The sequence below is a fragment of the Haloarcula pellucida genome (assembly GCF_014647235.1).
Classification (GTDB): domain Archaea; phylum Halobacteriota; class Halobacteria; order Halobacteriales; family Haloarculaceae; genus Haloarcula; species Haloarcula pellucida.
The window spans coordinates 959,623-973,421 of record NZ_BMOU01000001.1; the positions used below are offsets into that span (position 1 = coordinate 959,623).

Below are 13,799 nucleotides of genomic sequence, written 5' to 3' on the forward strand. Positions count from 1 at the left end.
AGAAATGTGCGGTTCGAGAGCGTTACTCGAAGTGACCGACTGCGGTCTGGTACTCCTCGGCGACCTCGCTCCAGTCGACGACCTCGAAGAAGGCGTCGATGAAGTCGCCGCGGGCCGGACCGTAGTCGTAGTAGTACGAGTGCTCCCAGACGTCGAGGGCCAGGACGGGGTGTGCGCCCCAGAGCGCGCCCTGGTCGTGCTTGTCGACCTTGACGTTGCGCAGTTGCTTCGCAACGGGGTCGTAGACCAGTAGCGCCCAGCCACCGGCAGCGGACGCGGCGGCCTCGAACTCGCCCTTCCAGCCCTCGTAGGACCCGAAGTCCTCCTCGATGCGGGCACGAAGGTCGCCGTCGGGTTCGCCGCCGCCGTTGGGGTCCATGTTGTTCCAGAACAGCGTGTGGAGATAGTGGCCACAGCCGTTGTGGGTCACGTTACCCAGCGCACCGGCGGACGAGGAGAAGTCCCCCGACTCGCGGTTCTCGGCCAGCGTTTCCTCCGCCGACTCCAGCCCGTTTACGTATCCCTGATGGTGGGTGTCGTGGTGCCACGTGAGCACCTGTTCGGAGATGTGTGGCTCCAGGGCATCGTAGTCGTACGGAAGCGGTGGCAGTTCGGGTTCGGAGTGTTCGGACATATGAAATCGCCTCCACATGAACGGTCGAGCGCGCGACTGTTAAACGTTTAGGAGCAGGACGGTACCACACCGCAGGGACCAGCCAGCGGCGGCGTAATATGCCGTGAGTCGGGTATTTATGACACGCATCCAATGATATCGCGGCGAGATGTCAACAGTCGTGTTCGAGGACGAGTCCCGTCACCCGTCGTCACCCATCGTTCACACCGTGTCTCGCTGAGCCGACCCTCGCACGCCGGGTACTCGCCGGTCACCGCGTTCCCCGCTCTGCCGAGAGGGGACAGCGTCGCGTTTCAGCTGTCGCCTCTCGCGACCTCGAACATCTCGATAGCTTCCTCCCGGCGCTCGCTGTGGTCCACGATGGGGTCCGGGTAGTCCGGGGCCGCGTTCCGGCGCTGGGTCAGCGACGCCTCGTGCCACTCGTGGATAATCTCGGGCGCGGCGTCTTCGAGTTCCGGGACGTAGCGCGTGATGTACTCGGCGTCGGGGTCGTAGCGCTCGCCCTGCGTCATGGGATTGAACACCCGGAAGTACGGTTGGGCGTCCGTGCCGGTCGATGCGGCCCACTGCCAGCCGCCGTTGTCGTTGGCCGTGTCGTGGTCGACCAGTTTCTCCCGGAACCACTCGTAGCCGTGTCGCCAGTCGATGAGGAGGTCCTTCGTGAGGAACGAGGCCACGATCATCCGGACGCGATTGTGCATGAACGCCGCCTCGCGGAGTTGGCGCATCCCGGCGTCGACGATTGGGTAGCCCGTCTCGCCGTCCTTCCACGCCTGCAAGTGGTCCTCGTCGTAGTTCCACTCGATGTCGTGGTCGTACGTCTTGTAGTTCTCCGTGACGACGTTCGGGTTCGCGAACAGCACCTGCGTGTAGAACTCGCGCCACGCGAGTTGGGACAGGAACTCCTCGACGGACTCCGCGTCGGCACTGCCCGGTTCGACGGCGTCGCGGGCCTCGGCAGTGGCCGCGTACACCTCCCGGATGCCGACGGTGCCGAACTTGAGGTGGGCCGAGAGCCGCGAGGTGCAGTCGTCGGCGGGGTAGTCGCGCCGCTCCTCGTAGCGGTAGACGTTCTCGTCGAGGAACGCGTCGAGCAACTCGCGAGCGTGGTCGGTCCCGGCGGGCGGCACGTCGGCCTCGGGGGTATCGAACCCGAGGGCCGACAGCGTCGGCAGGTCGTCGCCGTCGACGTCGGCCAGTGCGTCCGCGGCGGGGGTATCGTACGGGTCGGCCTTCTCCCGGTCGTGCCACTTCCGACCGAAGTACGTGAACACGCTGTAGGGGTCGCCGTCGTTGGTCGTAATCTCGCCGGGTTCGTGGAGGACGGCGTTCTGGACGGCCTCACGGGCGACCCCTGCGTCGTCCAGTGCGCGACGGACGGCGGCGTCCCGTTCGCGGGCGAGGCCGGTGTAGTCTTTCCCCCACGTCACCGTCTCGGCACCGTACTCCTCGGCGAGTTCGGGGAGGACCGTTCGGGGGTCACCGTGCGCGACGACGAGGTCGGACCCGTTCTCTCGGTACCACGACCGGAGGCTGTCGAGTGCGTCGAGCATGAACGCCACCCGCGGCGGGCCGGCGTGTGTGAGCACGTCCGAGTCGAAGACGAACACCGGGACCGCGGGGTCCCCGGCGCTCGCTCGGGCGAGGCCCGCGTTGTCGGCCGCCCGCAGGTCTCGACGGTGCCAGTGAAGGCGCATATCCGATGGTCGCTCGCCGCAGGCAAAAAGCCGTACCCAACAGGGTTTGGCTCCGACCGGCGGCAGAGTTATCTCGGCGGGCCCGGTGGTCGCGGGTATGTCAGACGATGCCGTTCTCCTGACTATCGAGGACGACGTGGCGACGGTGACACTGAACCGACCGGACGTGCGGAACGCGCTCGCCGCGGACACGGCGGAGCGACTGACGGAGCGCTTCGACACTATCGCCGACAGCGGCGCTCGCTGTGTCGTCCTCGAAGGGGCCGGCCCGGCGTTCTGTGCCGGCGGCGACGTCGGGGCGATGGTAGAGGGCGTCGCGGGCGACCAGCCACCGGCCGAACGCGTCGAACTCGTCGTCGCCGCCATCCACGGCGCTATCGAGGCGGTCCACGACTGTCGCCTCCCGGTCGTGGCGAAGATAGACGGGGCGACGTTCGGCGCCGGGGCCGGACTCGCACTGGCCTGTGACGTGCAGTTGGCCAGTCCCGACGCGAAGATAGGGTTCGGGTTCCGGCGGGTCGGCCTCGCCATCGATTCGGGCGTCTCGTACTTCCTGCCACGTCTCGTGGGCCCGAACAAGGCCAAGGAACTCGTCTTCACCGGCGAACTGCTGGACGCCGATACGGCCCGCGAACTGGGCATCTTCACCCGACTGTTCGAAGCCGATCAGTTCGAAGACGGCGTCGAGAACATCGTCACGACGATCGCGGAGGGACCGACCGTCGCGCTGACACAGGCCAAACGATTGTTGGACCGGGGGACCGAGTCGACGTTCGAGCAAGCCCTCGACGACGAGGCGACCGCACAGGGCCTCGCGTTCACGACGGCCGACCACGAGGAGGGTGCGACGGCGTTCATGGAACACCGCTCCCCGGAGTTCGAGGGGCGCTGACCGTGCGCACGCGTCACAGCGCCACCAGTAGACACCGTGGCACCAGTAGACACCGTCACGAAGACCGGACGCTCGTCGACGCCACGTTTTCGGACGGGAATTCGACTCTCGTACAGGAGAAATAACTGCGAGAGGCGTAACTGTCAAATCCGCAGGCAAATGAGTACCGATATGGTAGACGAGACGCCGGACTGGGAGTTCAAAGAGCGAGACGTACACATTCTCCGTGAACTCGCCGACGAGCCACAGCGGTCCTCCCGCCAACTGGCCGGGATCCTCGAAAGCGAGTACGACATCGACGTCTCGCACGTCACTGTCAGCGAGTCGATTCGGAAGATGCGCGAGGAGGAAGTGTTTCGTGAGGCCATCGTCCCCAACGAATCGCTGTTCAACTTCGCGCTGTTCGAGTTCAAGTTCAACCCCGAACACTTCGCCGACGAGTGGTACGAGGCGATGGTCTCCATCCGGGACGACGAACACACGCTGTTTTACTTCCTCTCGGACGGGGAGTACCAGTGGAAGTCCGTGATGATGTTCCAGACGCGCGCCGCCGAATCGCGGTGGATTCACGAGTTCTACAAGGAACACGGCAGGGTCGTCCAGAACGTCCGCAACTCCGTCGTCCACAACGTGTTGAAGTTCCAGACGGACCCCGAGATATTCACAGAGTTACACGCAGACGACAGATAGAGAAGACAGAAAGGGGAGTGTCGGCAGTACCGCCCGGCTACAGTTTCCGCTCGGCGTCCTCGGCCAGTTCCTTCATGCGCTTTCCGACCCGACCCGCATCGGAGAACTCGTCTTCGCTCATGGCCGTCGCCAGCGCGTTCCCGAGGACGAAGACGGCGTGTTTGTGTTCGCTCTTTGACTTGTGAACGTCCGAGGGGCGTACGTCCAGTTCCTGATACGGATCGAACAGGCCCGGATCGACGCTGTCCATCTCGTCACGGAAGAACTCCATGATAGTCACCATCTGTTCGTGTAGCTCTAACAGCTCGTCTTTGTGCATTGTCGTGTGCTATGTGACGGGACTCCTATAAGAATTGCCTGAGAACAGGTACCAGACTCACTGTTCGAGAGTCAGAAGACGTACTCGTCGTCGTGTCCCATCATGCCGTCGTCTTCGAACCCTGGCTCTTCGTCCTCGTCTTGGGGACCTGAAGTCTTGTACGCCTTCAGACCGGTCGAGAGGAGGTCTTCGATGGCTTCTTCGCGATTGAGGAACTCGCCTTGCTCGACGAGCTGGGCGATCTGCATTTCGAGGTGTTCCGGGATGTTGATCTCTACCTTTGGCATCGCAACGTTGGCCCCTTTGAGTAAGTCACATTTAAATTTGACGGGGGTAGTTGCGTATTTCGCAAACCGATAGTGCATAGTACGCGGTATCTACTTCTCGAAACCGGATATTAATTTTTGAAAATCGGAAGCGGCAGGCTGGGCACGCCCACCGCGGGGACAGCGGTCGTGGGTATAGTCAGGCTCAAAGGGTCGGAATCCTAAGACGGTGGTGATGGAACCACTGCGTGGCGACGAGTCGACGGTGGGTGAGACATCGGTCGTCACACGCGGCTGTCGAGTCGAGAGCGGCACACCCCGAACCGTCCTCGACACCGGGACGCGACCACGATGCGCGTGGGCGACGGGCTCTGAGTCCATCGCGGCGAGCGGCGCCGCCGCCACCGTGACCGCGTCCGGTGCGTCCCGATTCGCGGACGTACAGGCGGCCGCGACGGCGCTGTTCGACCGCTGTGACGTCCCGACAGACCTCCCGAGTGTCGCGCGCCCCCGCCTGTTCGGTGGCTTTGCATTCCACGAGGGCGACACCGAGAGCACAGATTCGCCGTGGGACGGGTTTCCGGGGGCCGCGTTCTTCCTCCCCGAGGTGCAGGTGACCCGGACGGACGGCGGGACGTGGCTCACGACGACCGGTACCGGGCCGACGGCGGCGGCCGACGCCGAACGGCGGCTCGACGAGTGGGCCGACCGACTTGCCGACGTGCCAGCGTCCGCTCCGAGGGGACCACCGGGCGTCGAATCCCGAGAGCGGACGCCGTCACAGGCGACGTGGCGCGACCAGGTGGGGGCCGCACTGGAGAGCGTCGACGACGGGAACTTACAGAAGGTGGTCCTCGCACAGGCACTCCGCGTGCGTCTGCGCGAGGACCTCTCTGTCCCGGACGTACTGGACCGGTTGGCAGTGACGTATCCGGACTGTTACCGATTCCTGCTCTCGCCGGAAGACGGCGGGACCTTCTTCGGCGCGACACCGGAGCGACTGGTCTCCCTGCGAGGGCGAACGGTACGGACCGAGGCGCTCGCGGGGTCGACCGGTCGCGGTGACACGCCGGCCGAGGACGAATGGCTGGCCGCCGAACTACTGGACAGCGAGAAGGACACGCACGAACACGCACTCGTCGCCGACGCCATCCGCGACCAGCTAGAACCGTTCGCGAGTTCGGTACGCATCGGCGACCGGACTGTGAGACGGCTGGCGACGGTCCAGCACCTCCGGACGTCTATCACGGCCGAACTCCAGCGGGACGAACACGTCCTCTCGCTCGTCGAGGCCCTGCACCCGACGCCCGCCGTGGGTGGCCTCCCGCCGGACGAGGCACTGCGGACCATCCGCGAGACGGAGGCGTTCGACCGCGGGTGGTACGCCGCGCCTATCGGGTGGGTCGACGCCGCCGGCAACGGCACGTTCGCCGTCGGCATCCGCTCGGCCGTCGCGAAGGGGCGACTCGCCACGCTGTTCGCCGGGGCGGGCATCGTCGCCGACAGCGACCCCGACAGGGAGTGGGACGAGGTCCAACTGAAGTACCGGCCGATGCTCGACGAACTGGAGTGACCGACGTGAGCCATCCCAACGTCAACACGCTGTGGGCCGAGACGCTCGTGGCGGAACTGGCCGCAGGCGGCGTCGACGCGGTCTGTGTCTCGCCGGGCAGTCGGTCGACGCCGCTGACCGTCGCGTTCGCGGAGCACCCCGACGTGACCGTATACTCCCACCTCGACGAGCGGTCGTCGGCGTTTTTCGCGCTCGGCCGCGCGAAGCGGACCGGTGAGCCGACGCCGCTGGTCTGTACCTCCGGGACGGCCGCGGCGAACTTCCACCCCGCAGTCATCGAAGCCGCCCAGTCGGGCGTCCCGATGCTCCTCCTGACGGCCGACCGCCCGCCGGAACTCATAGACAGCGGCGCGAACCAGACCGTCGACCAGGAGAAACTGTACGGCGATGCGGTCCGGTGGTACCGTGACATGCCGGAACCGGCGGCCAGACCCCGGACGGTCCGGATGCTCCGGACGACGATGGCCCGTGCGCTCACAGAAGCGACCGGCAGCGACCCCGGACCGGTCCACCTCAACTGCCGGTTTCAGAAACCGCTCGAACCGACGCCGGCCCCCGAGGACGGCCCCGACGGCGTCCCGGACGACTGGGCCGACGGGGACCGACTCGCCGCGGAGGGCCGTGACGGGCCGTTCGTCCGGACGAGTCAGGGGACCAGCGAACCGCCCTCTGGCGACGTGGCGCGAATCGCTCGGGCCGTCGAATCGGCCGACCGTGGCCTCGTCGTCGCCGGTCCGGCGGACGACGGCCTCGGGGCCGAGGCGTTGACGTCGCTCGCGAACGCGACTGGCTTCCCGGTGCTCGCAGACCCGCTCTCGGACCTCCGGTACGGCCCCCACGTCGACCGCATCGACCCGCCGGTGTGTGGCGGCTACGACGCCTATCTCGGGAGCGGGGCGACGGAGTCGTGGGTCGATCCGGAGATCGTCCTCCGGGTCGGCGCGTCACCGACCTCGAAACCGCTCCGACACTACCTCAGGGACGCCGACTGCCGGCAGATCCTCGTCGACCCGTCTGGTAGGTGGTCCGAAGCGGAGTTCACCGCGACGGACCATCTCGTCGCCGACGAGGACGCCGTCGCCCGGGCAGTCGCCGAGCGAGTGACCGAATCGGGGGCGCGGGCGTGGCGTGACCGCTTCGAGACTGCCGAGCGAGTCCACTGGGACGCCGTGAGCGACGCCGTCACCGACCGCTACTGGGAGGGCGGCGTACTGGCGGACGTGACAGCGCACGCACCGAACCCGACGACGGTGTTCGTCTCGAACAGTATGCCGGTGCGTGACCTCGACAGGTTCGGGGAACCGCGTGCGGCCGACCTCACCGTCCTCGGCAACCGCGGGGCGAGCGGTATCGACGGTATCACCTCGACGGCGCTGGGGGCGGGCAGCGCGACACCGGACCCGCTCGTCCTCGTCACCGGCGACCTCGCGTACTACCACGACATGAACGGACTGCTGGCACTCTCCCGGTGTGGCGTCGACGCGACAATCGTCCTCCTGAACAACGACGGCGGCGGCATCTTCCACGCGCTCCCCATCGAGGACCACGACACCTTCGAGGAACAGTTCAAAACGCCACACGGACTAGACTTCGGGCCGACCGGCGACCTCTACGGACTGGCGTATCGCCGCGTCGACGGCCGTGGCTCGTTCGTCGATGCCTTCACGGAGTCCGTCGAGAGCGACGGAACGCAGGTCGTCGAAGTGTGTTTCGACGCCGAAGCGAGCCACGCCGTCAGAGACGACCTGACCGCTCGCGTGCGAGACGCTATCGCCAGTCGCTGAGTGACGCTTCCAGCGTGTCGACCGGAACGGACGTGGTTTGTTCTGCTATCTCCGGGAGTTCCGTGTAAGCCGTCTCGTTTCTGCTGTAGTCCGGGCGATTGCCCGCGGTCCCGGTCGTCGCCCCGGAGACGACGCCGACGACGTCGCCATCGAGGGTGACCAGCGGGCCACCGCTGTTCCCCTGCTGGGTGGGCACCGTCGAGAGGAGCCAGTCGATACCGTCCAGAACCCGCAGATAGCGACCGAGGCTGAGTATCCACTGGCCGAGTCGGCCGGGGTGGCCAACGGTGACGAGCGGATCCCCCCGTGAGAGGTCGTCAAGACTCCCCAGTGAGAGCGGTGGCACAGACAGGTCCGTCTCCAGCAGCGCGAGGTCCGGTTGTAGCTCTTCGTGGTAGCCGACCCGCTCGCCCGTCCCAGTCGCTCCGTCGAACGTCTCGACCGACAGCGTTCGGGACCCGTCGGCGACGTGTGCGTTCGTCACGATTTCGCCCTCGCCGACGAACCACCCCGTGCCGCCGCGGTTCCCGTCCCGAAGCACGACTACCGACTCCCGCACCGACGTTCCGACCTCGGACGCGCGCTCTCGGGTGGCCCGCGTAAACGCCGTCTCGACCGGCTCGCCGTCGGTTCTGGTGAGTCGGGGCCGGGACGAGTCCGCCCGCTCCGTGGCCGACTGCGGGTTTGCCGCTGCCCCCGCCGAGCCGTCCGTCGACGGTGGCGCGGAGTCGATGACCCCACCGCACCCAGACAGGCCGGCAGTTGCGGCGACCGACGCGAGAAACGACCGGCGAGAACGGTCCATACGCTTGGGACTAGTCCGCCCTACAAAAACCTGCATCTACAGCCGCAGGACCGAGTACGTGAGTATCGAGAACCCGAACGGGAGCCACGTCCCACACAGGGCGACGACCCCGAGGAGCGAGAAGACACTGACGTTCACCCACAGCAGCACGAGCGGCGTGAGGAGGCTCCAGATGCCAAAGACCAGTATCGCGACGTTGGGAACCGACTGGAGGTACCCGACGACGAGGACCAGACAGACGCCGAGCACGAGGTTGACGAACAGCGGGAACTCCGGAACGAGCGCGCTGAACAGCAAGACGGGATAGAGCGCGAAGGTGAGACCGAACAGCGTGAGTTTCCGGCCGGTCGGCACCGGCCGCTCGTATCTCGGCCCGGGCTGGACGGTCTCTCTGACCGCGTAGCTGCTGGTGGCGGTCCACGCGCTGGTCTCGCCGGCACCGGCGTATCCGCCGGGCGCGTCTGTGTCGGCGCTCCAGCCACCAGTCGGGTCGCTGTCGGCCCGTGCCGTCCGGCCGTCGTCGGCCGCCGCGTCGTCGCCGCGCTTCGTCCCGGTTCGCTCCTCGCGGTCCGCTCGCACCCGTTCGCTGGCGCGCCGCTCCCGTTCGGCGCGTTCGCGCGCTCGCTGGCGCGGGTCACCGGCGTCGGACGCTGTCGACGAAGCGTCCGACGACTCGGTCTGGCCGCCCTCGGACTCGGCGTAGCCAGCCCGACGCGCCGCCGCGGCGACGTCGCTCTCGGCCACCGAGGACTCGTGCCTTACGTACGCCTCGTGACCGAGTCGGTCGTAGCGCTCGCGAGCGGCCTCGTCGACGAGAACGTCGCGTGCCTCGACGAGTGCCTGTGTCACCTCACGGGCGTCGTCGGCGTCGCTCACGTCCGGGTGCGTCTCTTTCAGACGCTCCCGATAGGCGGCCTCGATCTCGTCGGTCGTCGCGTCCGTCGGGACGCCGAGGACGTCGTAGAACGTCTCAGTCATGCAGGTGCTGGACGAACGGTAAGTCGGCTACTGAGACGTATAACTCCTCGTGCCCAGTTCTCAGTATTCACGTTCGGGTTCGCGCTCGCTGCTCCGGTCCGTCGACTGGGTCTGTCGGCCGCCGTCGGCGCGCTGGTAGGCCAACTGCTCCAGCGACGACGCGATACGGGCCAGCACGAGGATGAAGTGATAAAACAGGTAGACGGACCACAGCACCGCAATGACGAGCAAGCCGAGCAGTATCTGCTGTACGATGACGAGGCTGTAGGCGAGGACCAGCACCGAGAACACGGCCAAGCCGGCTCTCAGGGTCCGATCGTTCATGCTGGAGGGCATACGTTCGGTGACGGACGGCCGTGAGGAAAGCGTTTCGCCGTCACTACGAATCTTTTTGCGCCGCCCACCGTCATGCCCGGTATGGTCTCAGAGCTATTCGACCCGGACCGCTGGGAACCCATCGAGCGGTTCGACTTCACCGACATCACCTACCACCGCTCTACCGAGACGGGTGCGGTCCGAATCGCGTTCGACCGCCCCGAGGTCCGCAACGCCTTCCGACCGGAGACGGTCGACGAACTCTCCGAGGCGTTAGACCACGCCAAACGACTCACCGACGTCGGCTGTGTCCTCCTCACCGGGAACGGCCCGTCGCCGAAAGACGGCGGGTGGGCGTTCTGTTCCGGCGGCGACCAGCGCATCCGAGGCGAGAGCGGATACGAGTACGAGGCCGATGCAGACAGCGAGTCGCCGCGCGACTCGGAACAGGCGAGCGGGGAGCAGCGCGACCCACGAGACATCGGGGACGAAGATGCACCGGAGAACGTCGGCCGCCTCCACATCCTCGAAGTCCAGCGCCAGATTCGACACATTCCCAAACCCGTCGTCGCCGTCGTTCCGGGGTGGGCCGTCGGCGGTGGCCACTCGCTACACGTCGTCTGTGACCTCACGCTCGCCAGCGAAGAACACGCGAAGTTCCTCCAGACCGACCCCGACGTGGGGAGTTTCGACGGCGGGTTCGGCTCCGCGTACCTCGCCAGACAGGTCGGCCAGAAGAAGGCCCGTGAGGTGTTCTTCCTCGGGAAGACGTACGACGCCGAGGAGGCCGCTGACATGGGCATGGTCAACGACGTGGTCCCCCACGAGGAACTGGCGGACGAGGCCCTCGACTGGGCCCGGCGTATGAACGAGAAGTCGCCGACGGCGATGCGGATGCTAAAGTACGCCTTCAACCTCGACTCCGATGGGATGGTCGGGCAGCAGGTGTTCGCCGGCGAGGCGACGCGTCTGGCCTACATGACCGACGAGGCTCAGGAGGGCCGGGACGCGTTCAACGAGGGCCGGAAACCGGACTTCGACGACGTGCCCTGGCACTACTAGCCCACCGTTCCCGAGCGGTCGCGACCGCAGCACCGACTGCGACAGTTCGCGGGCCGCAAGCGGCTATCGCGTCGACAGCAACGCTTCGGTGTTGGATTTCCCGAGCGCGATAACCCCGTAGTCCTCCGTCCCGATTTCGAGCGTGGCGGTACCAGACCACCCGGCGTCGGCCAGCCCGGACAGCGCTCTCGTGAAGTCGAGTCTGCCCATCCCGACCGGGAGGTGTTCGTCGCTGCCACCGCGCGTGTCGACGAGGTGGAGGTGGTCGATTCGGTCGGCGTATCGCTCTGTGAACTCACCCATCTCGGATTCGTCCATCCCGGTCAGGATGGCGTGGCTGGTGTCGAACGTCATCGACGCGTCGGGGTACCGTTCGAGGAGTTCCGGGAAGGAAGCGGCGTCGTAGTAGCTGTTCACGACGTTCTCCAGACAGGGGTTCAGGTCACGCTTCTGGGCGGCAGGGACGAGGTCGTTCAGGCTCTCGTGGACGAACCCGCGACAGTCGGACTCGGTCCAGCCGAGGTCCCAGGCGTCCGAGGACGGGTGGAAGACGACCCGCTCGGCACCGAGGTCCGCAGCGAGGTCCATGCCGGCGGTCAGTTCCGTGACGGCTCCCTCGCGGACGGGAGTAAACGGGGAGCCGAGGTCGACGGCGAACGGGAGGTGAACGACGACATCGAGGCCGTGATCGGCGAGCGTCCCGGCCATCTGCGCTCGCCGGTCGACGATTCGCTCGCGGGCGTACGGCCCGTCCAGTAACAGTTCGACGAAGTCGAACCCCTCGTCTGCGGCCCAGGCGACTGCCCGCTCGAAGTCGAGGCCGAGACCGAGCGTGAATCCGAGTTCGAGGTCCAGCGTCAGGTCGGAGGCGGCGGTACGGTTCGGGGACACACCGGGTCTGTCGACCGGTCGGGTGAGAGGCGTCAGGGAACGTGTAACAGTTGCCGGTTCCGGCGGCGAGTCACGCCGGTGGCTCTGTACGCGGGAACGTGAGTTCGACGACGGTCCCGGTCGGGTCGTTGTCGCGGATGTCGAAAGAGCCCTCGCTGTTTATCGCCATCCAGCGGACGAACCACAGACCCAGCCCCGACGTGTGCTTGAGGTCTGACTCCATCCCGGCGGCGAGGACCTCTCGCTCCTCGTCGGGCATCCCCGGTCCGTCGTCGGTGACGGTGACGACGACGGTGTCGGATTCGACGGTCACGTCGACCACGACGGTGACACACGGGTGGCCGTACTCGAAGGCGTTTTCCACCAGTTCGCCGAGTGCGAGTTCCAGCGAGCTGTGGGCCCGTGCCCACGCTTCCTCGGGCGTGTTCGCGAGGATAGTGCCGTTGGCGTGACTCAGCCCCGCCTCTTCGACGACGTGGTCGACGTGCGGAACGACGTCTATCGGCCCGACGTGGTCGGTCGAATTCGGGTCGAGCGTGTCGTGGAACTCTCTGGCAGTGTCACCGAGGTCTAGCAGTTCAGCGGCCACTCGCTCGATCGCCGCCGCCGACGTCCGGACCACCTCGTCGTCGCTGGCCTCTCTGATAAACTCCACCTGTGCGAGGACCACGTGGAGTTTGTTGCGCAGGTTGTGCCGGAGGACGCGGTCCAACACCGACAGGCGGTACCCCCGTTCGCGGTGGCTGGTCACGTCACGACTCACGCAGACGACGCCGTCGAACTCGGACGCCGGACGCATCGCGACGGCCGTCTGGAACCGCCTGTCTCGACCCTCGGTGTTCCGTATCGTCGTTTCGATGGTCGTCTGTGGTGTGTCTTCCGCGGCCAAGTTGAGGATGGCGCGGGAGAGCGCAGCGGCGTGTGTCCGTCCCAGCACCGACCGGACGTGTTCGCCGGTCAGTTCGTCCGGAGCGCGGCCACAGAGTTCTGCGGTCGCCTCGTTCAACAGCGTAAACCGGAGGTCGGCGTCGAGCGAGTATATCGGGTCGCTCGCCGCACGGACTATCTGTTCGTGCTGGCGGAGGTTCCGGGCTCGCTCGACTCGGTCGGTGATGTCCTGCTGGAAGCCGACGAAGTGTGTCGGCCCCGAGCGACCGTACACCGGGGCTATCTCGACGTGGTTCCAGAACGGCGTGCCGTCCTTCCGGTAGTTTTGGAGTTCGACAGTAACGCCCTCTCCTCGCTCTATGGCCTCGCGCATCTCCCGGACCGGGTCCGGGTCGGTGTCTGGCCCCTGCAAGAACCGGCAGTTCCGACCGAGTATCTCCGAGCGGTCGTAGCCAGTCATCTCGACGAACGCGTCGTTGACGTACCGCAATGGCTGGTCGTCTCGGGCCGAAGCGATAGTGATGCCCGTAAGCGCGTCGTCCATCGCTCGACGGAACAGCGCCAGATCTTCCGACTGGCGCCTGATACGCAGCAGCGACCCGAGACGGCCCCGGAACACCGCCTTCGACGTCGGCATCACCAGCACCTCGTCGACGGCCTCCGGTAGCGTCTGGACCGCGTGTTCGGGGACAGCGGCCCCGACCACCAGCAACACTGGGACGAACTTCGGGTCCGCGTCGGCCTTCCGACGGGCGAGTTGGTCCTCGATTCGGGGATACGTCGCGGTATCGACCAGACAGACGTCGAACTGGGGGAGATCCGCCAGCGACGCCGGTGTCACCACCTCGTGGTCTTCGAGTCGGTCCGCGAGTAACTCCCGGTCCTCGTCGTTCTCGACGAGCAACGCCACCCGCACCGGCCCCCGGTCGAACGTCGCTGTGAGCGGGTGGTAGGTGGGGGGCATCTGTTTGTTACTCGATCCGATTGGTCGGGGCCCCGGTCAGG

At 66.4% G+C, this 13,799-nt stretch carries 14 protein-coding genes; 5 read left to right on the forward strand and 9 right to left on the reverse strand.

Annotated features, from left to right (window positions below):
* Positions 1 to 22 precede the first annotated feature (22 nt).
* A complete protein-coding gene (gene sod, locus IEY28_RS04975) occupies positions 23 to 634 on the reverse strand; it encodes a superoxide dismutase (protein ID WP_188995097.1) in 612 nt (203 codons plus the stop codon).
* Between the two features lie 293 nt (positions 635 to 927).
* A complete protein-coding gene (locus IEY28_RS04980) occupies positions 928 to 2,331 on the reverse strand; it encodes a cryptochrome/photolyase family protein (protein ID WP_188995099.1) in 1,404 nt (467 codons plus the stop codon).
* Between the two features lie 97 nt (positions 2,332 to 2,428).
* Between IEY28_RS04980 and IEY28_RS04985 the strand changes: the two genes are divergently transcribed.
* Both IEY28_RS04985 and IEY28_RS04990 read left to right on the forward strand, forming a co-directional pair.
* The gene (locus tag IEY28_RS04985; protein ID WP_188995101.1) at positions 2,429 to 3,223 is read left to right on the forward strand and encodes an enoyl-CoA hydratase/isomerase family protein; all 795 of its coding nucleotides are present in this window, start codon (positions 2,429 to 2,431) and stop codon (positions 3,221 to 3,223) included.
* Positions 3,224 to 3,394: 171 nt separating this feature from the next.
* On the forward strand, positions 3,395 to 3,913 hold the full coding sequence (locus IEY28_RS04990; protein WP_166970184.1) for an Lrp/AsnC family transcriptional regulator: 519 nt from the start codon (positions 3,395 to 3,397) through the stop codon (positions 3,911 to 3,913).
* A gap of 37 nt (positions 3,914 to 3,950) precedes the next feature.
* Here the strand turns inward: IEY28_RS04990 and IEY28_RS04995 are convergent, their stop codons facing one another.
* Together IEY28_RS04995 and IEY28_RS05000 are read right to left on the reverse strand one after the other, a co-directional pair.
* Positions 3,951 to 4,232, reverse strand: a complete 282-nt coding sequence (locus IEY28_RS04995; RefSeq protein WP_166970186.1) for a UPF0058 family protein — start codon at positions 4,230 to 4,232, stop codon at positions 3,951 to 3,953.
* A gap of 71 nt (positions 4,233 to 4,303) precedes the next feature.
* The gene (locus IEY28_RS05000) at positions 4,304 to 4,519 is read right to left on the reverse strand and encodes a ribbon-helix-helix domain-containing protein (protein ID WP_166970188.1); all 216 of its coding nucleotides are present in this window, start codon (positions 4,517 to 4,519) and stop codon (positions 4,304 to 4,306) included.
* Positions 4,520 to 4,733: 214 nt separating this feature from the next.
* On the opposite strand from IEY28_RS05000, the gene IEY28_RS05005 reads away from it, so the two are divergent.
* A complete protein-coding gene (locus tag IEY28_RS05005) occupies positions 4,734 to 6,071 on the forward strand; it encodes an isochorismate synthase (RefSeq protein ID WP_188995102.1) in 1,338 nt (445 codons plus the stop codon).
* Positions 6,072 to 6,076: 5 nt separating this feature from the next.
* Positions 6,077 to 7,855: a 2-succinyl-5-enolpyruvyl-6-hydroxy-3-cyclohexene-1-carboxylic-acid synthase gene (menD, locus tag IEY28_RS05010; protein ID WP_188995704.1), complete on the forward strand. Its 1,779-nt coding sequence runs from the start codon at positions 6,077 to 6,079 to the stop codon at positions 7,853 to 7,855.
* Here the strand turns inward: menD and IEY28_RS05015 are convergent.
* The 3 genes from IEY28_RS05015 to IEY28_RS05025 are packed head-to-tail and all read right to left on the reverse strand — an operon-like array spanning position 7,839 to position 9,974.
* Positions 7,839 to 8,660: a S1C family serine protease gene (locus IEY28_RS05015; protein ID WP_188995104.1), complete on the reverse strand. Its 822-nt coding sequence runs from the start codon at positions 8,658 to 8,660 to the stop codon at positions 7,839 to 7,841. The genes menD and IEY28_RS05015 overlap by 17 nt on opposite strands.
* Positions 8,661 to 8,696: 36 nt before the next feature.
* The gene (locus IEY28_RS05020; RefSeq protein WP_188995106.1) at positions 8,697 to 9,638 is read right to left on the reverse strand and encodes a J domain-containing protein; all 942 of its coding nucleotides are present in this window, start codon (positions 9,636 to 9,638) and stop codon (positions 8,697 to 8,699) included.
* Positions 9,639 to 9,698: 60 nt separating this feature from the next.
* The gene (locus IEY28_RS05025) at positions 9,699 to 9,974 is read right to left on the reverse strand and encodes a DUF8066 domain-containing protein (protein ID WP_188995108.1); all 276 of its coding nucleotides are present in this window, start codon (positions 9,972 to 9,974) and stop codon (positions 9,699 to 9,701) included.
* 81 nt (positions 9,975 to 10,055) lie between these two features.
* Here IEY28_RS05025 and IEY28_RS05030 point away from each other — a divergent pair, with 81 nt between their 5' ends.
* On the forward strand, positions 10,056 to 11,015 hold the full coding sequence (locus IEY28_RS05030) for a 1,4-dihydroxy-2-naphthoyl-CoA synthase (RefSeq protein ID WP_188995110.1): 960 nt from the start codon (positions 10,056 to 10,058) through the stop codon (positions 11,013 to 11,015).
* 63 nt (positions 11,016 to 11,078) lie between these two features.
* Here the strand turns inward: IEY28_RS05030 and IEY28_RS05035 are convergent, their stop codons facing one another.
* Both IEY28_RS05035 and IEY28_RS05040 read right to left on the reverse strand, forming a co-directional pair.
* The gene (locus IEY28_RS05035) at positions 11,079 to 11,906 is read right to left on the reverse strand and encodes a sugar phosphate isomerase/epimerase family protein (protein ID WP_188995112.1); all 828 of its coding nucleotides are present in this window, start codon (positions 11,904 to 11,906) and stop codon (positions 11,079 to 11,081) included.
* A 70-nt stretch (positions 11,907 to 11,976) separates the two neighbouring features.
* Complete coding sequence (locus IEY28_RS05040; protein ID WP_188995114.1) at positions 11,977 to 13,758, reverse strand: PAS domain S-box protein; 1,782 nt, start codon at positions 13,756 to 13,758, stop codon at positions 11,977 to 11,979.
* Positions 13,759 to 13,799: the final 41 nt, after the last annotated feature.

Bases quoted from the DNA above. Each gene is read 5' to 3' on its own strand.
- sod (WP_188995097.1), bottom strand. From the start codon at position 634: ATGTCCGAACACTCCGAACCCGAACTGCCACCGCTTCCGTACGACTAC.
- IEY28_RS04980 (WP_188995099.1), bottom strand. From the start codon at position 2,331: ATGCGCCTTCACTGGCACCGTCGAGACCTGCGGGCGGCCGACAACGCG.
- IEY28_RS04985 (WP_188995101.1), top strand. From the start codon at position 2,429: ATGTCAGACGATGCCGTTCTCCTGACTATCGAGGACGACGTGGCGACG.
- IEY28_RS04990 (WP_166970184.1), top strand. From the start codon at position 3,395: ATGGTAGACGAGACGCCGGACTGGGAGTTCAAAGAGCGAGACGTACAC.
- IEY28_RS04995 (WP_166970186.1), bottom strand. From the start codon at position 4,232: ATGCACAAAGACGAGCTGTTAGAGCTACACGAACAGATGGTGACTATC.
- IEY28_RS05000 (WP_166970188.1), bottom strand. From the start codon at position 4,519: ATGCCAAAGGTAGAGATCAACATCCCGGAACACCTCGAAATGCAGATC.
- IEY28_RS05005 (WP_188995102.1), top strand. From the start codon at position 4,734: ATGGAACCACTGCGTGGCGACGAGTCGACGGTGGGTGAGACATCGGTC.
- IEY28_RS05015 (WP_188995104.1), bottom strand. From the start codon at position 8,660: ATGGACCGTTCTCGCCGGTCGTTTCTCGCGTCGGTCGCCGCAACTGCC.
- IEY28_RS05020 (WP_188995106.1), bottom strand. From the start codon at position 9,638: ATGACTGAGACGTTCTACGACGTCCTCGGCGTCCCGACGGACGCGACG.
- IEY28_RS05025 (WP_188995108.1), bottom strand. From the start codon at position 9,974: ATGCCCTCCAGCATGAACGATCGGACCCTGAGAGCCGGCTTGGCCGTG.
- IEY28_RS05030 (WP_188995110.1), top strand. From the start codon at position 10,056: ATGGTCTCAGAGCTATTCGACCCGGACCGCTGGGAACCCATCGAGCGG.
- IEY28_RS05040 (WP_188995114.1), bottom strand. From the start codon at position 13,758: ATGCCCCCCACCTACCACCCGCTCACAGCGACGTTCGACCGGGGGCCG.